Genomic DNA, 21,715 nt, shown 5'->3' on the forward strand with positions numbered 1-21,715 from the left:
CCGTCCCGGCCCGGTGATCGCGTCGACGCAATCGGCGTTCCGTCCCGTCTGCACCTTTCGCACCTCCCCCAGCATTTCCCGCACCCGGCCATCGGACTGTCAGAGGCCGTGCGGGGCCAGGACAATTGCCGGGACAACCAAACGGACTGGTGCGGGGCCGCGCGCAGCGCGTGACAGCGCCCGACATCCGAGACGACCACGGGGAGAACGGTGCGGAAGAGCAGGGAGATGCGCAGGTTCGCCGACACGCTCATCGATCCCATACGGGTGAAGCTGCCCGCGGCCCCCGAGGACGTGTTCGACGCGCTCGTGGCATCGGTCAACCGGTGGCGCGGCCGGGAGGTCTTCGTCCATCGGGCGTCCTTCCCGCCGCACACCGCCACCGGACTCTGGCTCGACCGTGACACCCACGACGACGTCATCATCGAAGAGCGGGCCATCGGCTGGCACCAGATCGTCATCCTGGCCCACGAGGTGTGGCACATGAAGCAGCAAGACGCCGCAACGCCGCAGCAACTCGCCGCCCAGGACGGCTCCCGGCCGGCCGCGGCACGAACGGACTTCGTTCTGGCGGCCGAGAGGGAAGCAGACCAGTTCGGCATGCTCGTCGGGCGCCGTCTACGAGCCCTGATGGAAGCCGGAGAGAACTCGGCACTGGGAGTCGACGCAAACGGCTCGACCGATCTCGCCAACCGCATCGGCGCCGCGCTCAACTACCGGGGGACCCGGCGATGAACGGCCTGATCAACTACGTCAGCGCGGGGCTGCTCTGGCTCGGCCTGGCGGTCAAAGGGCCCGACCTCGTGCGCCATCGGGCCGACCCCATTCTGCGCGTCATGTGCACGGTGATGGCGCTCGCGGGCCTCTGCTTCCTTCTCGGCGCGCCACCGACCGTCGGCTGGATCAACCATGCCTCCGGTGTCCCCAACCTCGCCGCCCCCCTCACCTACGCGGCCATCACCGCCTACAGCGCCTCCTCGCTGGTCCTGATCGTCCACTGGAGGGGCGGCCCCGGCGTCTGCCGCGTCGCGCGCTTCGTGACGGCCACCTACGGTTTCGTACTCCTCGGCATCACCACCTTGTTCGCCACGGGCGCCGCGCCGACGGAGCGCCGCACCGACTTCGACACGTACTACGCCACGACACCGTTGATCGCCGAGATGATCGTGCTGTACCTGGTGGCGCATCTGGCCGCCGTGACCGCGACCGCGCTGTGGTCGCTGCGATGGGCCCGAAAGGTACACGGGTGGCTCCGCGCGGGGCTGTACGTGCTGGGAACGGGCACCGTGGTCGGCGCCGGATACAGCCTGTCCAAACTGGCGGCCATCACCGGGCGGTGGTGCGGGAGGAGCTGGGATCCGCTGGGAACCGAGGTGGCCACGGGTCTGGCGGGCCTCGGCGCGCTGTTGACGGTCGTGGGCATCCTCCTCCCCTGGGCCGCCCCGAGCATGATGACCTGGCTGCTGCCCCAGCAGAGCTACAGGCGCCTGGCTCCTCTGGAGCGCGTACTGGAGACCATCCTCACCGGGCAGAGCCTCCGCCTTCCGCGGCCGTGGCCCTCCTCCCCCGCCACGCTGCTCATCTGGCGGCAGACCAGCATCCACAACGCACTGACCTACCTCGACCCCTTCGTCGACCAAACGGTGTTCGACCGCGCGCACGATCAGACCCTCACCGCCACGCGCGACCGGCAGAAGGCGCGCGCCGCCGGATGGGCCGCCGCCGTCGCCGCAGCCGTGCAGGCGGCCCACGACGGCCGTCACCCCGATCGCCCCGAGTACGGCCATCCGGTGACCGAGGCGCCTGACGCCGCGGAACTCCTGCGCATCGCGGCGGCCTTGCCGTCATCGACCCCTTTCGCGACGAGCCGTTCGCTCCGCGAGGCACCCACCTCGGATGCCGTATGACCCTGCCACCGGCCGCACCAGCGCCGCCCTCCCCCACGCAGGGCGCTGAACGGAGTCCCCACGCATGAGCCTGGTCGTGTACTTGGCCGCAGCGCTTCTCGCCTTCACGTGCCTGCTGCTCTTCAGCAGGCCGCGCGCCGCTCTGCGCAGTCCGCTGACCGCGTCCACCTGCGCCGTCGTCGCGATCGGAGCCGTGTGCTTCACCTGCTCCGCTCCCATCACGCTGGCGACGGTCAACGAGCTGACCGGGATACCCAATTTCGGCGCCCCCCTGACCTACGGGATGATCTCCGCCTACAGTTGCAGCTGGGTCATCCTGCTGGTGGTGTGGCGAGGCGGGCCGCCTCGGCTGATCCGCCGGATGATCTGCACCAGCGTGATCGTGTACGGAACCATCATCGCCACGATCGTCGTGCTGTTCACCCTCGCGGACGCCGGTACCGAGCGACTCAGGGACCTCGACACCTACTACGCGACCACTCCGTACATGCGCGAGATGATCGTGCTCTATCTCGTCGGCCACGGCGCGAGCACGCTCGTCATGGGCGTCGTCTGCCTACGCTGGATGCGTGAGGTCGACGGCCCGCTGCGCGCGGGGCTTCGGCTCATCCTCGTCGGCCTGGTCTTCGATCTCGTCGGATTCGAAGCGGCCAAGATCACCGCCGTCGTCGCCCGGTGGCTGGGTCACGACCTCGACTTCCTGTCCACCGACCTCGCGCCGCCCCTGGTCTCCATCGGAGCCTTCTTCTGCTCCGCGGGCTTCATGCTCCCCCGTCTCCTGCCTCCGGCGGTCACCCACTGGCGCAGTATGAACGACTACCGCCGGCTGACGCCGCTGTGGAGAGAGGTACGGTGGGCCGCGACGGCGCCGAAGCCGGACCCCGCCTGGTGGGAACTCCCTCACACGCGGCTCCAACGGCTGGAGGTGTCCATCCATGACGCGTTGCTGGCCCTGACCCCGCACTTCGATGACCACGTGCGCCGCATCTCGCTGGAAACCGCCCTCGAGGACGGCAAGACGCCACGGCAGGCCCGTGTCATCGCCGAGGCTGCCATGCTCGCCGTCGCCGCGCGGCAGCCGGGCGGTCCCGAGGGCACGCCCTTACCCCGCTCGGGCACCTCCCGACTCCGGACCATCGACGCCCTCGGCACCCGAGGACTCGTCGAACTCGCCCAGGCGCTAGGGCAATCCCCCGTCGTCGCAGCTGCTCGACACGGCTCGACTGCGGCATCACGTCAGTGAATGACAAGGAGCATCATGAGCAGAGCTGTGATTGTGGGCGCGGGGCTGGGCGGGGTACTGGCGGCGGCGGCGATGTCCCCGCTCGTCGACGAGGTGATCATCCTCGAGCACGATGACCTGCCCGCCGACGGCCCCGAGCACCGCAAGGGACTCCCGCAGGGACGGCACGCCCATCTCCTCATGGCCGGCGGCCTCGCCGCCATGGAGGCGCTGGTCCCGGCCGGCAGCATCACGGGGCAGCTGCTGGACAACGGCGCCCGCGAGATATCACTGTCCTCGGGCATGGTGACGCTCAGTTCGGAAGGCTGGTTGCGCCGGTGGCGCAGCACCCACCATCACATGCTGACGTGCACCCGTGCCCTGCTCGACTGGGCCGTCCGGACCGCGGTGCTCGAAGGCAGCCACAACGTCACCATCAGGCAGGCGCACGTCCTCCACCTGCTGGGTAGCGCCCGGCGTGTCGGCGGCGTCGTCGTCGACACGGGCTCCGCACCGGAGAATCTGGACGCCGATTTCGTCGTCGACGCGACCGGCCGCGGCTCGCGCGTCCTGCACTGGCTGGCACAGCTCGGCATCACAGGGGTCGAAGAGAAGAACGTCGACTCCGGTCTGGTCAACGCCACCCGGATCTACCGCACCCCCGCCGGTGCCGGGAACTTCCCGCTGACCATGGTGCAGGCCAACCCCTACGCGGGCCGGCCGGGCCGCAGCGCCGTCATCGTGCCGATCGAAGGCGATCGCTGGATGGTCAGCCTCGCCGGCACCCGGGGCGGCGAACCGCCGGCCGACCCGGACGGCTTCCTCGCCTACACCCTGGCCCTCCCCCACCCCATCGTCGGCCGGCTCATCTCAGGGGCCGAACCCCTCACCGACATCTTCCTCAGCCACAGCACCAGCAACTCCCGCCGCCACCTGGAAAAGGCGCGGGACTGGCCGGACGGTCTCGTCGTCCTCGGCGACGCCCTCGCCACGTTCAACCCCGCCTACGGACAGGGCATGTCGGTCGCGGCGCTCGGCGCCCTGGAACTCCGCCGGCAGATCGAGAACGCCGACCTCGACGCCACCGGCCTCGCCCGCCGGGTCCAGCGCCGCATCGCCCGGCACGTCACGGCGGCATGGAACGTGGCGGTCAGCCAGGACGTCCTCTACCCCGGTGTGCGGGGCGGCCGGCAGACCGCGGCCGACCGGGTCGCCGCCCGCTACACCCGCCGGCTCACCCGCGCCGCCACCGGATCGCTGCCCGCCGCCACCGCGCTCTGGGAGGTCACCGGGCTCACCGCCAAGCCGAGCCGCGTACTGCGCCCCGGCACCCTGCTGGCCACCCTCGGCGGCTCCCCCCTTCCGCCGTTGACCGAACCGCCCCTCACACCGGCCGAGCGGGCCATCCTCGCCGCCCTGGACACCACCCGGCGCAAGGACACCCCGTCGTCGACGCCCGCGGCGTAGGAGCCTCGGTCCGACCGGCGGCGCCCCGGCCGTCCGCGACCGCGGGAACGCCGGATCACCGAAGCGCGGCGGAACCGGTGAGGGGCCCGGTGCCGCTACGTGATCACCCGCGGGTAGGTTGAGGTCATGGCTGACGACTGGCGGGCGGATCGCATCGGAAGTGCTCTGAACGGGAGCAACCCGACCGTGCTGCGGCGGCTCACGTCGGGTTTCGCGGTGATCGGCGACGTCCAGTTCCTGCCGGGATACTCGGTCCTGCTGGTGGACGAACCGGGAGTCCAGCGGCTGTCCGACCTGCCCAGGGCCAAGCGGCTGGCGTTCCTCTCCGACATGGACCGGCTCGGCGAGGCGGTCGAGCGGGCCTGCCGGCACCTGGACGCCGACTTCCGCCGGGTCAACCTGGAGATCCTCGGCAACACGGACCCCTTCCTCCATGCCCACGTGTGGCCGCGATTCGCGTGGGAGCCGGCCGAGGTGGTGGGCAAGCCCGTGTGGCTGTATCCGCAGGAGCGCTGGCGTGAGGAGCGCTTCAGGCTCGGTCCGCGGCACGACGGCCTGCGCGAGGAGATCGGCGGGGAGCTCGATCGGCTGGGCTCGCCGGGCTGACGGGGGGGGTCCCGGCACCGTCGTGGCCGTCGGCACGCCGAGGCGTCTTCCGGTCAACCCTGGCAGGAACCGGCCGTGCCGCTCGCCGGCGCGGGACATTCAGGCGACCCGGTAGGGCTCGGCCTCCTGCCTGCGCAGGGTCAGGCCCAGCCCCGGTGCGCCCGCTGCGCCGGGGCGCAGGGTCCCGCCGACAGGGTCGAGCGTCCCGTCGAACAAGAGTTCCTCGACGCGGACGTGGTCGTGAAACCACTCCAGGTGGCGGAGGTTGGGCACGGCCGAGGCCAGAGGAGCGTGCACCTGCGGCGCGCAGTGACTTGAGATCTGGATGCCCCGGGCCTCCGCGAGGGCCGCCGCCTTCAGCCAGACCGTGACGCCGCCGCAGCGGGTCGCGTCGGCCTGCAGGCAGTCCACGGCGCCCGCGGCCAGCATGTACTCGAAGTAGGGCAGCGTGTAACCGTACTCGCCGGCCGTAACATCGGCGGCGACAGCGGCGCGGACATGAGCCAGGCCGGTCAAGTCGTCGGACGAGACCGGCTCCTCGAACCAGGTGACGTCGTGCTCCCGGAGGCAGCCGGCGAGGCGTACGGCCTGCTTGCGGGTGTAGGCGCCGTTGGCGTCGACGTACAACTCGGCGGCGTCGCCGATGGTGCGGCGGGCCGCTGCCATGCGGTCGCGGTCGCGACGCTCCGCGCCGCCCCATGACTCGCCGATCTTGATCTTGACCCGGTCGAAGCCCTGGTCCTCGGTCCAGGCGCGCAGTTGGGCGTCCTGTCGACGTGCGTCATAGGTGGTGAACCCGCCGCTTCCGTATACCGGGACGTCGTGGTCAGCGGCTCCGAGCAGGCGCACCAAGGGCAGGTCCAGCAGTCGGGCCTTGAGGTCCCACAGGGCGGTGTCCACAGCCGAGATCGCGTAGGCGATCAGACCGGGCCGTCCGGCGTTGCGAACGGCCCGGCTCATCGCCTCGTTGCTCGCCGCGACGTCCCAGGCACTGCGGCCGACGACCACGTCGGCCAGCAGCCCTTCGACAGCCTGGGCGGTGGCCGGAGCGCCGTAGGTGTATCCCAGACCACTCACCTTTCCTGCATGGGCGTGAACCACGACCAGCGTGGTGGAGGTCCACGTCAGGGTGCCGTCGGCTTCCGGCGTTTCGGTGGGAACGCTGTAGGCGGCGACGTCGAGCCCGTCCACTGCCACGTCGCCTCCCCCATGGCGCCGGCGAGCCGTTGGCATCAGCCTTCCCCGTCGCCCGAGGCCCCGGGCCGGTCGTCGCGGTGGCGATGGCCGGGGAGCATCTCCTGGACCTTCGCCTTGATGCCCTGGCGGACCATGCCGCTCCGGTCGCTGTCGCCCTTGAGGATGGCCGACGCGGCGGCTTCGATCTGATCGAAGCTCGCATGCGGAGGGATCGGCGGGACGGCGGGGTCGGTCCGGAAGTCGATGACGAAGGGCCGGTCGGCCGCCAGTGCCTGCTTCCAGGCGTTCTCCACCTCCGTCGGCTTCTCCACACGCGTCCCGTCGAGCCCGATGGACCGGGCGAAGTCCGCGTAGGGCACGTCGGGGATGGACTGCGACGGAAGGAACTGGGGGGCGCCGGACATGGCGCGCATCTCCCAGGTGACCTGGTTGAGGTCCTGGTTGTTGAGCACGGCGACGATCAGGCGGGGATCCTGCCAGTCCTGCCAGTACTTGGCGGCCGTGATGAGTTCGGCCATGCCGTTCATCTGCATCGCGCCGTCCCCGACGAGCGCGATGGCGGGGCGGTCCGGGTGGGCGAACTTGGCACCGATGACGTAGGGCACCCCCGGCCCCATGGTGGCCAGGGTGCCGGAGAGCGATCCGCGCATCTCACCGCGCATCCGCAGGTGGCGGGCGTACCAGTTCGCGGAGGAGCCCGAGTCGGCGGCCAGCATCGCGTCCTGCGGGAGCAGGGCGTCGAGGGCGTGGACGACGTATTCGGGGTTGATGGGGTCGGCGTCGACGGCTGCGCGTCGCTGCATCACCTCCCACCAGCGGGCCGTGTCCTTCTCGATCTTCTTGCGCCAGGACCCGTGCTTCTTGCGCTTCAGCAGGGGCAGCAGCTCCCGCAGCGTGGCGGAGGCGTCCCCGACGAGGTTGACCTCGAAGGGGTAGCGCAGCCCGATCATGAAGGGATCGATGTCGATCTGGACCGCGCGCGCCTGGTCGAGTTCGGGCAGGAACTGGGTGTAGGGGAAGCTGGAGCCGATGACGAGCAGCGTGTCGCAGTCCTGCATGAGCTCATAGGAGGGGCGTGTGCCCAGCAGTCCGATGGAGCCCGTCACGTACGGCAGGTCGTCGGACAGGGCGTCCTTGCCGAGGAGCGCTTTGGCGACTCCCGCGCCGAGCACGTCGGCCAGTTCCTCGACCTCGGAGCGGGCTCCGCGGGCGCCCTGTCCGATCAGGACGGCGACCTTCTCCCCGGCGTTGAGCACGTCCGCTGCGCGCTGCACGTCGGCTGTGGCGGGCACCGGCGCGTAGGACGAGGCCCCAAGGCTCGACGGCACCATCTTGAAGGCGTGGGTGGGCGGCGTGTACTCCAGTTCCTGCACGTCGGCCGGGATGACGATCGCGGTGACGGTGCGCCGTGCGTAGGCGGTGCGCATGGCCCGGTCGATGACGTTGGGCAGCTGCTCGGGGACCGTCACCATCTCGCAGAACTCCGAGGCGACGTCCTTGTAGAGGCTCAGCAGGTCGACTTCCTGCTGGTAGGAGCCGCCCATGGCGCTGCGATTGGTCTGTCCCACGATCGCCACGACGGGCACGTGGTCGAGCTTCGCGTCGTAGAGGCCGTTCAGCAGGTGGATGGCTCCGGGACCGGACGTGGCCGCGCAGACCCCGGCCTTGCCGGAGAACTTGGCGTATCCGACCGCTTCGAAGGCGGCCATCTCCTCGTGCCGGGCCTGCACGAATCGCGGGACGTTGTCGGCGCGTCCCCAGGCGGCCAGCAGGCCGTTGATCCCGTCCCCCGCGTAGGCGAACACGCGCTCGACGTCCCATTCGCGCAGGCGCTGCAGAACGTAGTCGGAAACCTTGATCGACATGAGTGCTTCCCTTCCGTGCATGGGGTGGAGCTGTGTCGCGCTCGGTGTCTCAGCGGCGTCGGCGTCGCGACAGACGCCCACCGGCCGCGACAGCCGTGGCGGTCAGGGCCGCGCCGGCCGCGATGGTGACGCGTCTGGCCTGTCGCCGGGACGGCTCGGGGCGTGGGACGAGTTTTTCCGGATGGTCGGCCGGGGCGGCGCCGTCCAGGCCGAGGGCAAGCGCTTCGGCCAGATGCATCGCCCGCCGTTCCGTCCCGGCCTGGTCGATCTGGGTGCGGCAGCTGAAGCCGTCGGCGACGACGAGGGAACCGGGTGCGGCCGCGCGGACGGCGGGCAGGAGACCCTGTTCGGCGATCTTCATCGACAGCTCGTGGTGGCCGCGCTCGAAGCCGAAGTTGCCGGCGAGACCGCAGCAGCCCGCATCGAGGATGTCGGCGTCGATGCCCGCGCGCCGCATCAGTTCCCGGTCGGCGCCGTCCTTCAGGACGGCGTGCTGGTGGCAGTGCGTCTGCACGACGGCCGTGCGGGCGAGGTCGGGCGGCTGCCAGCCCTCCGGTGCCTGGTTGAGCAGGAACTCGGACAGTGTGTGGAACCGCCCGGCCAGCCGGTGGACATCCGGGTCGTCGGGCATCAGTTCCGGTGCGTCGGCGCGGAACACGGCGGTGCAGGACGGTTCCAGGCCGACGATCGGCGCACCGCTGTCGAGCCACGGCCGCAAGGTTTCCAGGGTGCGGCGCAGGACACGCTTCGCCATGCCGAGCTGCCCCGTGGAGATCCACGTCAGTCCGCAGCAGACCGGCGTGGTGGGGACGGCGACGTGGAAGCCCGCGTCCTCCAGCACCCGGACCGCGGATATAGCCACGTTCGGGTGGAGGGCGTTGCTGAAGGTGTCGGGCCACAGGACCACCGTCCCGGGGGCCGCCGGATCGGGATCGGGCACCCCGCGCGCCTGCCACCACTGGACGAAGGACTCCTCGGCGAAGACGGGTGCGTCCCTCTCGTCCGCCACGCCGGCGAGACGCTTGCCGATCCTCGCGATGGCGGGGGCCCGCAGTACCGCGTTGAAAAGGCCCGGAGAGAGCCGCGACAGTCCGGCCCACACCGGGAGCCAGCCCATGGAGTAGTGCGCCGCCGGACGCACGCGCCCCGCGTAGTGGTGGGAGAGGAACTCCGCCTTGTACGTGGCCATGTCGACGCCGACCGGGCAGTCCGACTTGCAGCCCTTGCACGCCAGGCACAGGTCGAGTGCGTCCCTGACCTCGGTGGAGCGCCAGCCGTCGGTGACGGGTGAGTCGGCATGGCCGCCGAGCATCTCGAACAGCAACCGCGCCCTGCCGCGCGTGGAGTGCTCCTCCTCACCGGTCGCCCGATAGGAAGGACACATCACGCCGCCCTCGTGGCTGCGGCAGTTGCCGATCCCCACACAGCGCATGACCGCCCGGGTGAAGGACCGCTCGTCCTGCGGGTAGCCGAAGCCGGTGTCGTCCTCGCGCGGGCGCCACAACGGGCCCAGCCGCAGGTCGGCGTCGGCCCGGTGCGGATCGACGACCTTGCCCGGGTTCATCCGGTTGTCCGGATCCAGCAGGCCCTTGACCTCGCCGAACGCGGCGACCACCTCGCTGCCGAACATGCGCGTCAGCAGCTCTCCGCGGGCTTGTCCGTCACCGTGCTCGCCCGACAGGGACCCACCGTAGGAGGAGACCAGGTCGGCGGCCTCGTGCAGGAACCGGCGGAACGCCCTGACGCCGTCCGCGGACTTCAGATCGAACGGGATGCGCGTGTGGACGCAGCCCTGGCCGAAGTGCCCGTACAGGGACGCCTGGTCGTAGCCGTACGCGGCGAACAGCTTCTTGAGGTCGCGCAGGTAGTCGCCGAGCCTGTTCGGGTGGACGGCGGAGTCCTCCCAGCCCTCCCATGTCTCCCGCCCGTCCGGCGGACGCGCCGTCACCCCGAGTCCGGCCTCCCGGGCTCTGAGCATCTGCTGCTCCCGGCGCGGATCGTCGGACACGGCCACCGTCGGGTCGTGCTCCGTGCGCCCCAGACCCCGCAGGAGGTCGTCGGCCTGACGGTCGACGTCGTCCGCGCTGTCGCCGCTGAACTGCACCAGCAGCCAGCTCTCGCCGTCCGGAAAGCGCTCCAGCGAGTCGAGGTGGGACCTTTCCTCGCGCATCAGCTGTGCCATGCGGCTGTCCATGGCCTCCAGCAGTTCGGGCGCGCCGTGCCGCAGCACGCGCGGCACGTCGTCCGCCGCCGCGCAGATGTCGTCGTAGCCCAGTACCACCATCGATTCGCGCGCCGGGACAGGGACCAGCTCGATTTCGGCCCGCAGGACCGTCACCAGCGTGCCCTCGCTGCCGACGAGGGCACGTGCCAGGTCGAACCCCTTCTCGGGGAGCAGGGAGTCCAGGTTGTAGCCGGACACGCGGCGAGGGATGTCGGGGAAGCGGTTGCGGACCTCGGCGAGGTTGCGTTCGATGATCCGTCGCAGCCCCTGATACACCTCGGCGCGGCGACCGCCCGCGGCCACGATCGCGTCGAACTCCTCGGCCGAGGTCGGACCGACCCAGCAGCGCAGGCCGTCGTAGGTGAGGATCTCCAGGCGCCGGATGTTGTCCACCGTCTTGCCGTAGGCCTGGGCGGAGGCGCCACAGGAGTTGTTGCCGATCATTCCCCCGAGTGCGCAGTGACTGTGCGTCGAGGGCTTCGGGCCGAACATCAACCCGACGTCGCGAAGGTTGCGATTGAGTTCGTCCAGGACGATTCCCGGCTCCACCACACACGTGCGACGGTCGGGGTCCACCGACAGCAGGCGATTGCAGTACTTCGTCCAGTCGATCACCACGGCCGTGTTCGTGCACTGCCCGGCCAGGCTCGTCCCCCCGCCCCGCGACAGCACCGGAGCACCGAACTCCGCGCACACGGCGATGGCCTCGACCCCCGCCTCGACGTCCTCGGGCAGGACGACGCCGATCGGCACCTGCCGGTAGTTCGAACCGTCCGTGGAATAGGTGCCGCGACTTCCCGCGTCGAAACGGACTTCACCGCGGACTCGCCGGTGGAGTGCCTTCTGCAGCGCCGCGATGTCGGCCGGCCCGCCCGCCGGTCCTGGTCCGTCGCGCCCGTCCGCCCGTGGTTGTGCTGTCATGAGCCGTCCCTTCGTCGATGCAGCGCGCCGGCACGCCCCAGAACGTTCCGTGCCTCCGCAAGGAGTGAGAGCGGTCGCTTCGGCGCGATCCTCGGGCCCGGCGCCTCGCGTTCCTGATCGAGCGCACGGGTGTCGCGAGCACGTGCCCGGATCCATGACGGGCGGTGGGCCTGAGCACCTCTCCCGTCGGGTAGACCAGGAGGCGGGGGAAACACCGGATGTGAGCAAAAGGCCCGTCAAGGACCATGTCGGTGGGGCCACCGCAGCCCGCCTTCATGCGGTCGGCAGATCAGCCTGTCCCGCGAAGGGGATCGCTTCGAGCGGACGACCCGCGGACGGTCTCCTCACCGCGCGACGCTCCAGGCTCGGCGGCGTGCCGGTTTCGCCGGCGTAGTCGTCACATGTGCCCGCGGGGAGGAAGTCCGGGATTGATGTAGCCCGTCCCCCAGAACGGCGCGTAGCCGTAGTACCCGTAAACGCTGGCGTAGTAGTCCGGCTTGTCGGCGAGGTCCGGGCTGAAGACCGGAGCGCCTGCGACACGGTCTCTTGCCTGGTCGACGAAGACCTGGTCATCGGTGACCCGGGTGACGGCTTCCACCGGAACGAACGACTTTGTTTCGCCGAACCCCAGGAAGCCACCGTGTGCCACCAGGAGAAAGCGGACCCTGCGCTCGGACTCGTCGATCAGGAGGTCCTCGACACGGCCTATGTCCTCGCCGTCGCTGTCGGTCACCGTCCTGCCCCGCACGTCTTCGTCGGGTGACTCCACCATCTGACCGGAGTCGCTCAGCTTGCCCAGGACCGCTGCATTGTCACGCGTCATCCCATGCTCCTCTTCTCTCCGCCCCCGCCTTCGCTACGCACAGCCGTGGCAGGTGCGTCGGCGGTCGAAGACCTGCCATCACAGGCCGAGGGTGCGCTCCGCCGGCGCTTCCGCCCGAGGAGCACTCCCTCAGCGATGAGGGTGTCCGAGGTCGGGGTCGTCGTCGAGCGTGCTCCATTCAGCCCCGCGGCGCGGAGGGTCCTCTCGTTCTTTTCGTGCTCGCTCAGCGTGAGGTGGGGACGTCGCTACGCGTCGACGACGGGCACGGCGCGTGCCCACGAAGAATCCGACGACGAGGAGCGCGACGGCGCCGAGGCCGACTGCGATCATCCACAGCTCCCCTGCGGCCGAGCCGGCTGCCAAGGTTGCGTTGATTTCGCGGAACATGGACCTCGCGTACCCATCGAGGCGACAGCATCACGGCAGCACGCGCATCATCTCGCCGCGAGCAGGGGATCGGCTCTCACGCCCTACCTCCGCGCGATCCGGCGTCAGCGCGAGTCACCCCACGTCATCATCGGTGGTCAGGAGCGGCCGACGCATGCGCGGCACCGGCGAGGGGCACGGTCGTCGCGGGCGCCCGTCGGAGACGGTGTCGCCGTGTTCTCTGCTCTCACGGTGTCCCGGCTGGCTCCGGTGGCCCGGAGCAGGAGCCGGACAACCGGGGCACTCGGGGACCGATTCGATCCCTTCCTCGTGGCAGGCGTGCAGAGCCACCGTCTCTCCGACGCACCCTCTCGTCCGCGACAGGACGTTTTGCGGCCCCGCAGCCGGGTTACTCGTGCCTCGTTGTCGGAGCCCCGAACGGCGGCCGTTCGGCCCAACGGCCGCGCATCGTCGCCCCTCACCGGTGATACTCCGAGGGCCGAGGCCTCATGGGCCCATCAGGCCCGCAACGTCGCGCACGCATGCGAAGCGAATGGGAAGGGGAAGCAAGGATGACCGACGCCACACCCAATCCGACCACCACCGATGCGGGAATTCCCGTGGAGAGCGACGAGCACTCGCTCACCGTCGGGCCGGGCGGCCCCATCCTGCTCCAGGACTCCTACCTGATCGAGCAGATGGCCCAGTTCAACCGGGAGCGCATCCCCGAGCGGCAGCCGCACGCGAAGGGCAGCGGCGCCTTCGGCCGTTTCGAGGTCACCGCGGACGTGAGCGCCTACACCAAGGCCGCCGTGTTCCAGCCCGGAACCACCACCGAACTGGTCACCCGGTTCTCCACCGTCGCGGGAGAGCGGGGAAGCCCGGACACCTGGCGCGACCCGCGTGGCTTCGCGGTGAAGTTCTACACCAGCGAGGGCAACTACGACATGGTGGGCAACAACACCCCCGTGTTCTTCGTCAAGGACCCGATGAAGTTCCAGCACTTCATCCGGTCCCAGAAGCGCCGCGCCGACAACAATCTGCGCGACCACGACATGCAGTGGGACTTCTGGACGCTCTCCCCCGAGTCCGCCCACCAGGTCACCTGGCTGATGGGCGACCGCGGCATCCCGCGCTCGTGGCGGCACATGAACGGCTACACCTCGCACACCTACATGTGGATCAACGCGCAGGGCGAGCGCTTCTGGGTGAAGTACCACTTCAAGACCGACCAGGGCATCGAGTTCTTCACCCAGCACGAGGGTGACCAGATGGCGGCGGCCGACACCGACTACCACACGCGTGATCTCTTCGAGCACATCCGGGACGGCGAATTCCCGAGTTGGACGCTGCACGTGCAGGTCATGCCGTACGAGGACGCCGTCGACTACCGGTTCAACCCCTTCGACCTGACCAAGGTGTGGCCGCACAGCGACTACCCGCTGATCGAGGTCGGCCGGATGACGCTGGACCGCAACCCCACCGACAACCACGCCGAGATCGAGCAGGCCGCCTTCCAGCCGAACAACCTCGTCCCCGGCATCGGTCCGAGCCCTGACCGCATGCTGCTGGCCCGCCTGTTCTCGTACGCGGACGCGCACCGCTACCGCATCGGGGCCAACTACCAGCAACTGCCGGTCAACGCCCCCGTCACCCCGGTGCACACGTACTCCAAGGACGGGGCCATGGCGTACCGCAAGACGAGCGACCCCGTCTACGCGCCCAACTCGAAGGGCGGCCCGGCGGCCGACACCGGCCGGTTCGGCAGTCCGCCGAGCTGGCAGGCCGACGGCGAGATCACCCGAGCCGCCTACGTCTCGCACCGTGACGACGACGACTGGGGCCAGGCGGGCACCATGGTCCGCGAGGTCCTGGACGACGCGGCGCGGGAACGGCTCGTCGACAACGTCGTGGGCCACCTCCTCAACGGAGTCTCCGAACCCGTACTGGAGCGCGCGTTCGAATACTGGTCCAACATCGACAAGTCGATCGGTGAGCGCATCGAGCAGGGCGTGCGGGCCAAGGCCGACGAGATGGACCCGAAGGCCGCGGAACAGGGCAACCCGGCGCGCAGCAGCATGCAGGGCAAGGCCTGATCCAGTTCGTGCGGGGCGCCGGCGCGGCGCCCCGCACGGGCATTCCCCGCCGCGCGAGCCCCGGCGCATCTCCGCTTTCCGGCGGCCGTCCCCGGCCGCTCGGGGAATGCAGGGGACTGAGAGATCCGCGGCACCCCGGGGCTTGACGGCTGCGGGACGCACGGACAATCCGAACGCCCCGGCAGTGGTTGCCGGGGCTGCGAGTTCGGCGGGTGATCGCATGCCGGCCCGGGGCGGTTCCGGACGCGGCGTTCCGCCCGGCCGGCGGTCAGCTGCTCCCAGGGTCCTCGTGAAGCACTTCCTCACGGACCTGGGAGCAGCTCCGCTTGATCAACCGGGAGACGTGCATCTGAGAGCAGCCGAGGTGCTCGGCTATGCGGGTTTGGGTCATGCCCTGGAAGAAGCGCAGGTAGAGCACATCCCGTTCACGCTGCGTCAGGTGACGCACGGCCTCCTTCGCCGCTTCGCGGTCGACGACGAGGTCGTAGGAGGGATCGCAGTCACCCAGTGACTCGACCAGGCTTCGGCCGTCGGGTGTGCCGGCCGCGTCCAGGGAGAGGGTGCTGTAGCTCTCCAGTGCCTCCATCCCCGTGGCCACGTCGTGTTCGCTGAGCCCGGTTCGGGTGGCGATGTCGGCGTGGGTGGGAGAACCGCCTCCGGGGCGCTGGGTGAGATCACGGCGGGCGAGACGCACCTGATTGCGCAGCTCCTGGACGCGACGCGGCACGCGAACAGCCCACGCGCGGTCGCGGAAGTGGCGCTTCACCTCGCCGGTGACCGTGGGCACGGCGTAGGTCTCGAATGCCCCGCGGTCGGGGTCGTAGCGGTCGATGGCCTTGACGAGTCCGAGTGCCGCGACCTGACGGAGGTCGTCGATGTCCTCCCCTCGGTTGCGGAATCGGCCGGCGATCCGATGGGCCATGGGAAGCCACAGCGACACGAGTTCGGCGCGCGCGGCGTCGTGATCGGGACCTTCGTCCGCGCGGGCAAGCTGCCGGAACAAGGGGGCGGCGACATCGTCGGGAGCGTCGTCGTGTGTGTGACGTGCAACGGTGCTCGGCTTGGTGGCGTCGCGAGCGGAGGACGGGAGATGGTTGCCCTTGCGCATGTGCCATCGCTCCTGAAGCGCAGACGACGAAATGGGCTGAGGGGCCGGGCTCGGCGTCGACGGGTTTCCAGGAGGGCTGCCCCGCGGGCGGCCTGCACCGCACCCCGTGGGTCGGTGAGTGGGTCGCCTGCACCGCGAAAGGCACGCCGCCGATCCGAAGCCCGCACCCTTGATCCTTTCTCATTGTGCCCTGATGAGACGCTCTCCGCGCGTCGTCCTGTTCGCCGTGGGGCCCCGCGGGCCCGCCCGGTGGCGGCCCGCGGCACACCACGAAGGCCGGCTCAGCGGATCTCTCCGGTGATGGGCGAACCTGCGCGACGCCCGCGCCGGGGCCGGCCGGCACTCCTCCGTGTGCGGGAGGGCATCGGCCGACCCCGGCTACCGCCGGCTACCGCCGGCTACCGCCCGGCGTCGTCGTACGACCCGGTCTCACGCCAGGTGCCGGGTGAAGAACTGCCTGGCGGCGTCTCCGGCGAACGCCGGAACGCCGGTGTGTCCTCCCATGTTGGCGTGCAGGGTCTTCTCCTCTGATCCGAAGGCGTCGAACAGGTCGAGCGACGCCTGCCGGTCGTTTCCCGCGTCGTCCCACTGGAGGAGAACGTGCAGCGGGATGGCGACGCGGCGCGCCTCCTCGAACACGGACCGCGGGATGAAACTCCCGGCGAACAGGACGGCGGCCCGGACCCGCGGCTCGACCGCCGCCAAGCGAGTGCCGATGGAGATCACTCCGCCCGAGAACCCGACCGGGCCGCGGAGCTCGGGCAGCGACAGGAGGGTGTCCAGGGCGAGCTGCCATTCCGGCACCGCTGCGTCCACCAAAGGGAGGACGAGGGAGTCGACGACCTCGCCGGGGACCGGCCCGCCGGCCGCCATGGCGCTGCGCATGGCGGTGCGGGCCTGTTCCACGACGGGCATCAGGGGCCGGCCACCGCAGCCGGGGAGTTCGATGGCGGCCGAGGCGAAACCGTCCACGGCGGCGTGCCGGGCTCGGGCCGCCAGACGGTCGTACGCCATGCGCATGCCGAGCGGAGGAGGGCTGAGCAGAATCAGGGGAGCCGGCGAGGACGTGGCTGCGGGTGTCCACAGGATGCCGGGGATCTCCCCGAGGGTGAATTCTCGTTCGAGGACGCCGGTGTCGAGGCGCCGCTCGGAAAGAACATGCATGGTCGTGCCTTTCGGGAGTGCAGAAGACAGCGCTCCCGAGCGACCTATCGCCCGACCGTGACCCTGGAGGAGAGCACCCACGTCGATACGTTCACGGGTACCACCTCCTCGTTCTGTCGCACGGCCTGCGGGGACCCTAGCAGGAGCCTCCACGGGCAGCCACCGATTATCACCGTCTCCGGCACCACGTGCACTTCGCTCGCCGGCTCCGCCGGACCGAGCACCGTCACGGTGGCATCGGTCCACGCTACGAGGAGCCGCGGATCGCCCGGCCACCATGCCGCGCCCATATGCAGCACCCCGTACGGGCACGAGGCGGAGCAGCAACCGGGACGCGCGCCTCAGGACGGGTACGCGTAGGGCATGAACGCACACGTGTCCGTTGTCCCGGACGAATCCCCCGACCTCACCGCGCAGGGCGGTGCGTCGGCCGCATGGCTGAAGGCCCTCGATCGTCTCGAGCGGTTCACCGCGGCGGATCCGGCGATCCGCACACTCCAGCGGGGCATCCGCTCCCTGCCCCTCGGAGCCGCGCGCGACCTGCTCCGTGGAAGGCCCCTGGGCCACCCGGTGCACCCCGTTCTGGTGCAGGTCCCCACGGGCTGCTGGCTCTCGGCAGCCGTACTCGACATCACCCCCACCGGGCGTGGCGCGTCCACCGTCCTCATCGGCGTGGGCCTCGCCGGCATCGCTCCCGCCGCCCTCGCCGGCTGGGCCGACTGGGCCGAGCTCCCGCCCGACCAGGCCCGGGTCGGACTGGTGCACGCCGTGGCGAACGCGGCGGCCACGGCCTGCTACGCCGTCTCCCTCAGCGCCCGGCTGCGCGGGCACGGGGCAAAGGGCCGACTGTGGTCGCTCGGAGGTCTCGCGGCGGTCGCGGCGGGCGGTGCGCTGGGCGGTCACGTGGCCTACCGGCGCGCCGCGGTCCCAGCGCGGTAGCCCGGTAGGCGGCGCGCGGGCAGCCGTTCCGACGTTCCCGTCCCTGCGACTCGACGGTCGAGCGGACGGCCCCCAGAACGTGAATGAGCCGGCCGCTCTCGGGAACTCCCCCACGACAGGCACACACGCCGTTCCCGGACGGTGCAGCCGCCGCAGGGAGGTCGGCGCGTCCACCTCCACCGGCTGCCGGACTCCGGCAGTCCGTCGAACATGGCCTGCCTGCCGCGGACGGCTCGGCCATGAGCGTCACGGCCGACACGAACAGCGAAGGGATATCCGATGCGAGCACTCACCTGGCAGGGACGGCGGGACGTACGCGTGGAAACGGTCCCCGATCCCGTCCTGCAGCAACCCGACGACGTGATCGTGCGGATCACCTCCACCGGCATCTGCGGATCGGACCTGCACCTGTACGAAGTGCTCGGCCCGTTCCTCGATCCGGGCGACGTCCTGGGCCACGAGCCCATGGGCGTCGTCGAGGAGGTCGGCCCCGAGGTGACGGCCGTCGCCCGCGGGGACAGGGTCGTCGTCCCGTTCAACGTCTCCTGCGGCACGTGCTTCATGTGCGCACAAGGTCTGCACTCGCAGTGCGAGACCACTCAGGTCCATGCGTACGGCTCCGGCGCCGCGCTCTTCGGCTACACCAAGCTCTACGGCCAGGTGCCCGGCGGGCAGGCCGAGTACCTCAGGGTGCCCTTCGGCAACACCCTGCCGATCAAGGTGCCCGACGGGCCGCCCGACGACCGCTTCGTCTACCTCTCCGACGTTCTGCCGACAGCCTGGCAGGCCGTCGAGTACGCGGCCGTGCCGCCCGGTGGTTCGGTCACCGTTCTCGGGCTCGGACCGATCGGCGACATGGCGACGCGCATCGCCCGTCACCGCGGCGCGGAGACGGTCATCGGGGTCGATCTCGTGAACGACCGCCTCGAGCGCGCCTCTCGCCACGGAGTGACGTGCCTCGACCTGCGACGCCACCACAAGGACCTCGCGGACACGATTCGTGAGCTGACCGACGGACGCGGCACCGACGCGGTGATCGACGCAGTCGGCATGGAAGCCCACGGCAGCCCCGTCACCAAGGCCGCCCAGTGGGCGACCGGCCTGCTGCCCGACGCGCTGGCCCAGCCGTTCCTGCAGAAGGCGGGCGTGGACCGGCTCGGCGCGCTCTACGCGGCGATCGACGTGGTCCGCCGCGGCGGAACGATCTCACTGTCCGGTGTCTACGGCGGAGCCATGGACCCCCTGCCGTTGCTCCAGATGTTCGACAAACAGATCCAACTCCGCATGGGGCAGGCCAACGTGTGGCGCTGGGTCCCGGAGATCCTGCCGCTGCTCACCGACGACGACGTTCTGGGAGTGGACGACTTCGCCACGCATCACCTGCCGTTGGAGGACGCGGCCAAGGCCTACGCCACGTTCCAGGCCAAGGAGGATGGCATGATCAAGACACTCCTGCGCCCCTGACCACGGGGCGCCCCACGGCGCTGTGCCTCGTGGGGCGACGCATACGGTCGCCCGGCGGCATCTGAAGGCCACCACCCCGCGCAGCCGTCCTCGGCCGCACGCGGACGAGCCCGACGACCCGCACCACCGGCGTCCCCCGGACGAGGGTGCCCGTCCACATCCGCCGGCCGCCCGCCCGGCCGCATCCACGGCTCACCGTCCCCCGAGCAGCGCCTCGCCGAGCGGCGTGAGGGCGTGCACCACGCGGCTGCCGTCGCGGACGGTGGTGATGAGGCCCGCCGCTCTCAGCACGCCGGCGTGCTCACTGGCCGTGGCCGCCGACACCCCGGCCCGATCGGCGAGCACGGTGGTCCCGGCGGGGCCGGTCAGCGCCGCGAGGACACGGGCCCGGGTGCCGCCCAGCAGCGCGCCCAGCACCGCACCCGGTGACGCCGTCACCGGGTGCGGCGGCGACGGGCAGCGGGCGTACGAGCACGGTCGGCGCCGCGGGGTCGTGGATGAGCATCGGTCCCGCCGCGAAGTAGGAGGGCAGGAGGTGCAGCCCGCGACCGCACAGCTCGACCGTGTGGGAGGAGGCGAAGGGGACGCGCAGCTCCGGTGGTGCCCACTGCCATCCGGGGGCCAGGGTGGCGAGCAGGGCGTCGACGCCGCCGCGCAGCAGGATCTCGGAGCGCAGCGCGCGGTCGGACACGGCGGCGTTGAGCACGGCCGGCCAGAGGGGTTCGAGCGAGGAGCGGTGATATCGCGTCAGGTCGTCCGCCAGCCCTCGGCGCGCCGCGCGGGAACCCTCCGCCAGGTCCCGCAGGGCCGCGCGGCGTTGCGGGCCGAGCGGTGCCAGTTCGGCGGCCAGGCGGTCCACCGGGGTGCGAGCCGCCTCCTCCGCGGCCGTGACGGCGTCCCGCGCGGACGGTTGGTACAGGAAGTCCGGGAGATAGCCGTTGGGCGGCACCAGCAGGGGCAGGACGCCCGCCCGGTCCGAGAGGGCCGGGCCGACCGCTCGCCGCCAGGCGACGAGTTCGGCGCGCCGCGCCGCCGGTCCCGATGCGGGCCGCGTGAGGTGACGGACGCTCAGGGCCGCCTCCAGCAGGGCGCTGGGCGCGGCGGCCACGGTGACGCGGGCCAGGTCGGTCGGGCCGAACCGTATCCGAAGCACGCCGTGCAGCGTAACGGAGAGGTCCGCCCTTTCGCCCCTGCCCGAAAAGAGCGGCGGGAGCAGCCGCCGGCGCGCGACCGTCTGCGGTGGTGGCGGTGCCCGCCGCCACCGAAGACCCACCCTGGAGGCCGGATGCCCCTGCCACGTCGACTCGTACCGCTGGTCCTGGCCACAGCGTTTCCGCTGATGTGCGGTGCCGCCCTTCCCGACGCGCACGCCTACGGGCGCCTGCCCGACCGCTATGTGGTCTCCCGGGCGCTAGGAGTGCTGCCCGAGGGCGTCGACGTGCGTCCCGACGGCACGCTGTACGTGTCCTCCGACGGCACGGGCGCCCTGTACCGAGGCCGCGTGACGGCACCGCGACTGCGGGCCTTCCACGCCGAAGGAGCGCTCGCCCGGGGATCGTCGCGGGGAATCCACTCCGACGGCGCGGGACGGGTGTTCTCCGTCGGCGCGGGACGATTGACGGTGCACGCGCCCGACGGGCGCCTGCTCGCCTCGGTCGACGCCCCGGACGGACCGCTCGGCGCCCCCGACCTCAACGATCTGGTCGTCACCGCCGACGCGGTGTACGTCACGGACTGGGCGAATCCGGTCGTGCTCCGGGCGTCCCTGCACGGCGGCCACGTGGGCCCGCTCGAACCGTGGGTGGACGTCCGCGGCGCGTTTCCCGGCTTCCCCGACCGGTACTGGCTGCTGAACGGGATCGTCGCCGATCCGGAGGGGCGGACGGTTCTGGTCGCCTCCAACGGGACCGAGGCCGTCTGGCGCATCGACGCCGGGACCCGCGAGGTCAGCCGACTCGATCTCGGCGACGCCTCGTTCGGCGCGGACGGCATGGTGCTGCACGGGCGGACGCTCTACGCCGTCCTCAACTACGGTGCCCCGGCCGGCGTGTACATCGCCGACCTCGACGCGGACCTACGGCGCGGCACCGTCGTCCACCGGATCACCGGGGAACGCTTCGACCTGCCGACGACCCTGGCCCGGCACGACTGCCGGCTGTACGTGGTGAACAGCCAGAACGACGAGCCGCCCGGCACCCCGCCCTACACCGTCACCGCGGTCGACGACCCGGAATGCGGGACGGCGCGGTGAGCCGTTACACGTTGCCGGCGAGCCGGACTCCGTCCGGCGTGCGCCGGTAGGGAACGGGCCGCCCGCACCGGGACCGGGCGAGAGACCGGCCCGGT

General features: G+C 71.0%; 17 protein-coding genes. 9 read left to right on the forward strand and 8 right to left on the reverse strand.

The window, feature by feature from the left end; genetic code table 11:
- Window positions 1-228 precede the first annotated feature (228 nt).
- From ACGFS9_RS23030 to ACGFS9_RS23050, 5 genes are all read left to right on the forward strand, one after another.
- Window positions 229-735 carry a toxin gene (locus tag ACGFS9_RS23030; RefSeq protein WP_393255694.1) on the forward strand — a complete coding sequence of 169 codons (507 nt, stop codon included), beginning with the start codon at window positions 229-231 and terminating at the stop codon, window positions 733-735.
- Window positions 732-1,907 carry an MAB_1171c family putative transporter gene (locus tag ACGFS9_RS23035; RefSeq protein ID WP_393255695.1) on the forward strand — a complete coding sequence of 392 codons (1,176 nt, stop codon included), beginning with the start codon at window positions 732-734 and terminating at the stop codon, window positions 1,905-1,907. Before ACGFS9_RS23030 ends, ACGFS9_RS23035 begins: the two co-directional genes overlap by 4 nt.
- Window positions 1,908-1,971: 64 nt before the next feature.
- Window positions 1,972-3,150, forward strand: a complete 1,179-nt coding sequence (locus tag ACGFS9_RS23040; RefSeq protein ID WP_393255697.1) for an MAB_1171c family putative transporter — start codon at window positions 1,972-1,974, stop codon at window positions 3,148-3,150.
- A gap of 15 nt (window positions 3,151-3,165) precedes the next feature.
- A complete protein-coding gene (locus ACGFS9_RS23045; RefSeq protein ID WP_393255698.1) occupies window positions 3,166-4,596 on the forward strand; it encodes an FAD-dependent oxidoreductase in 1,431 nt (476 codons plus the stop codon).
- A gap of 126 nt (window positions 4,597-4,722) precedes the next feature.
- On the forward strand, window positions 4,723-5,202 hold the full coding sequence (locus ACGFS9_RS23050) for an HIT family protein (RefSeq protein WP_393255700.1): 480 nt from the start codon (window positions 4,723-4,725) through the stop codon (window positions 5,200-5,202).
- A 99-nt stretch (window positions 5,203-5,301) separates the two neighbouring features.
- Here the strand turns inward: ACGFS9_RS23050 and ACGFS9_RS23055 are convergent, their stop codons facing one another.
- The 4 genes from ACGFS9_RS23055 to ACGFS9_RS23070 form a co-directional block, all read right to left on the reverse strand.
- Window positions 5,302-6,435 (reverse strand): enolase C-terminal domain-like protein, encoded by a 1,134-nt coding sequence (locus tag ACGFS9_RS23055; RefSeq protein ID WP_393255702.1) that lies wholly within the window; start codon window positions 6,433-6,435, stop codon window positions 5,302-5,304.
- Complete coding sequence (locus ACGFS9_RS23060; RefSeq protein WP_393255704.1) at window positions 6,435-8,264, reverse strand: thiamine pyrophosphate-requiring protein; 1,830 nt, start codon at window positions 8,262-8,264, stop codon at window positions 6,435-6,437. Before ACGFS9_RS23060 ends, ACGFS9_RS23055 begins: the two co-directional genes overlap by 1 nt.
- A 49-nt stretch (window positions 8,265-8,313) precedes the next feature.
- Window positions 8,314-11,409, reverse strand: a complete 3,096-nt coding sequence (locus ACGFS9_RS23065) for an FAD-binding and (Fe-S)-binding domain-containing protein (protein ID WP_393255706.1) — start codon at window positions 11,407-11,409, stop codon at window positions 8,314-8,316.
- A 397-nt stretch (window positions 11,410-11,806) separates the two neighbouring features.
- Window positions 11,807-12,232, reverse strand: coding sequence for a PRC-barrel domain-containing protein (locus ACGFS9_RS23070; RefSeq protein ID WP_393255708.1), 426 nt, complete (start codon window positions 12,230-12,232; stop codon window positions 11,807-11,809).
- A 938-nt stretch (window positions 12,233-13,170) separates the two neighbouring features.
- On the opposite strand from ACGFS9_RS23070, the gene ACGFS9_RS23075 reads away from it, so the two are divergent.
- Window positions 13,171-14,694, forward strand: coding sequence for a catalase (locus tag ACGFS9_RS23075; RefSeq protein WP_393255710.1), 1,524 nt, complete (start codon window positions 13,171-13,173; stop codon window positions 14,692-14,694).
- Window positions 14,695-14,962: 268 nt separating this feature from the next.
- Here the strand turns inward: ACGFS9_RS23075 and ACGFS9_RS23080 are convergent, their stop codons facing one another.
- Entirely contained in the window at window positions 14,963-15,802 is an 840-nt protein-coding gene (locus ACGFS9_RS23080; RefSeq protein WP_393255712.1) for a SigB/SigF/SigG family RNA polymerase sigma factor, read from the reverse strand.
- A 429-nt stretch (window positions 15,803-16,231) separates the two neighbouring features.
- A complete protein-coding gene (locus tag ACGFS9_RS23085) occupies window positions 16,232-16,966 on the reverse strand; it encodes an alpha/beta hydrolase (protein ID WP_393255714.1) in 735 nt (244 codons plus the stop codon).
- A gap of 363 nt (window positions 16,967-17,329) precedes the next feature.
- Here ACGFS9_RS23085 and ACGFS9_RS23090 point away from each other — a divergent pair, with 363 nt between their 5' ends.
- Both ACGFS9_RS23090 and ACGFS9_RS23095 read left to right on the forward strand, forming a co-directional pair.
- The gene (locus ACGFS9_RS23090) at window positions 17,330-17,905 is read left to right on the forward strand and encodes a DUF2231 domain-containing protein (RefSeq protein ID WP_393255716.1); all 576 of its coding nucleotides are present in this window, start codon (window positions 17,330-17,332) and stop codon (window positions 17,903-17,905) included.
- A 279-nt stretch (window positions 17,906-18,184) separates the two neighbouring features.
- Window positions 18,185-19,369 carry a zinc-dependent alcohol dehydrogenase gene (locus tag ACGFS9_RS23095; RefSeq protein WP_393255718.1) on the forward strand — a complete coding sequence of 395 codons (1,185 nt, stop codon included), beginning with the start codon at window positions 18,185-18,187 and terminating at the stop codon, window positions 19,367-19,369.
- Between the two features lie 192 nt (window positions 19,370-19,561).
- On the opposite strand, the gene ACGFS9_RS23100 is transcribed toward ACGFS9_RS23095, so the two are convergent.
- Together ACGFS9_RS23100 and ACGFS9_RS23105 are read right to left on the reverse strand one after the other, a co-directional pair.
- Window positions 19,562-19,714: a winged helix-turn-helix domain-containing protein gene (locus tag ACGFS9_RS23100; protein ID WP_393255720.1), complete on the reverse strand. Its 153-nt coding sequence runs from the start codon at window positions 19,712-19,714 to the stop codon at window positions 19,562-19,564.
- Complete coding sequence (locus ACGFS9_RS23105) at window positions 19,671-20,522, reverse strand: ArsR family transcriptional regulator (protein ID WP_393255722.1); 852 nt, start codon at window positions 20,520-20,522, stop codon at window positions 19,671-19,673. The genes ACGFS9_RS23100 and ACGFS9_RS23105 overlap by 44 nt, the downstream gene beginning before the upstream one ends.
- Before the next feature lie 132 nt (window positions 20,523-20,654).
- Here ACGFS9_RS23105 and ACGFS9_RS23110 point away from each other — a divergent pair, with 132 nt between their 5' ends.
- Window positions 20,655-21,620 carry a hypothetical protein gene (locus ACGFS9_RS23110; RefSeq protein WP_393255724.1) on the forward strand — a complete coding sequence of 322 codons (966 nt, stop codon included), beginning with the start codon at window positions 20,655-20,657 and terminating at the stop codon, window positions 21,618-21,620.
- Window positions 21,621-21,715: the final 95 nt, after the last annotated feature.

The organism is Streptomyces sp. NPDC048566 (genome assembly GCF_043199735.1).
Classification (GTDB): Bacteria; Actinomycetota; Actinomycetes; order Streptomycetales; family Streptomycetaceae; genus Streptomyces.

Excerpts from the sequence above, each read along its gene's own strand:
- ACGFS9_RS23055 (WP_393255702.1), bottom strand. The coding sequence starts at position 6,435 with ATGCCAACGGCTCGCCGGCGCCATGGGGGAGGCGACGTGGCAGTGGAC.
- ACGFS9_RS23065 (WP_393255706.1), bottom strand. The coding sequence starts at position 11,409 with ATGACAGCACAACCACGGGCGGACGGGCGCGACGGACCAGGACCGGCG.
- ACGFS9_RS23075 (WP_393255710.1), top strand. The coding sequence starts at position 13,171 with ATGACCGACGCCACACCCAATCCGACCACCACCGATGCGGGAATTCCC.
- ACGFS9_RS23040 (WP_393255697.1), top strand. The coding sequence starts at position 1,972 with ATGAGCCTGGTCGTGTACTTGGCCGCAGCGCTTCTCGCCTTCACGTGC.
- ACGFS9_RS23050 (WP_393255700.1), top strand. The coding sequence starts at position 4,723 with ATGGCTGACGACTGGCGGGCGGATCGCATCGGAAGTGCTCTGAACGGG.
- ACGFS9_RS23090 (WP_393255716.1), top strand. The coding sequence starts at position 17,330 with ATGAACGCACACGTGTCCGTTGTCCCGGACGAATCCCCCGACCTCACC.
- ACGFS9_RS23060 (WP_393255704.1), bottom strand. The coding sequence starts at position 8,264 with ATGTCGATCAAGGTTTCCGACTACGTTCTGCAGCGCCTGCGCGAATGG.
- ACGFS9_RS23070 (WP_393255708.1), bottom strand. The coding sequence starts at position 12,232 with ATGACGCGTGACAATGCAGCGGTCCTGGGCAAGCTGAGCGACTCCGGT.
- ACGFS9_RS23085 (WP_393255714.1), bottom strand. The coding sequence starts at position 16,966 with ATGCATGTTCTTTCCGAGCGGCGCCTCGACACCGGCGTCCTCGAACGA.
- ACGFS9_RS23045 (WP_393255698.1), top strand. The coding sequence starts at position 3,166 with ATGAGCAGAGCTGTGATTGTGGGCGCGGGGCTGGGCGGGGTACTGGCG.
- ACGFS9_RS23110 (WP_393255724.1), top strand. The coding sequence starts at position 20,655 with ATGCCCCTGCCACGTCGACTCGTACCGCTGGTCCTGGCCACAGCGTTT.
- ACGFS9_RS23080 (WP_393255712.1), bottom strand. The coding sequence starts at position 15,802 with ATGCGCAAGGGCAACCATCTCCCGTCCTCCGCTCGCGACGCCACCAAG.
- ACGFS9_RS23030 (WP_393255694.1), top strand. The coding sequence starts at position 229 with ATGCGCAGGTTCGCCGACACGCTCATCGATCCCATACGGGTGAAGCTG.
- ACGFS9_RS23035 (WP_393255695.1), top strand. The coding sequence starts at position 732 with ATGAACGGCCTGATCAACTACGTCAGCGCGGGGCTGCTCTGGCTCGGC.
- ACGFS9_RS23095 (WP_393255718.1), top strand. The coding sequence starts at position 18,185 with ATGCGAGCACTCACCTGGCAGGGACGGCGGGACGTACGCGTGGAAACG.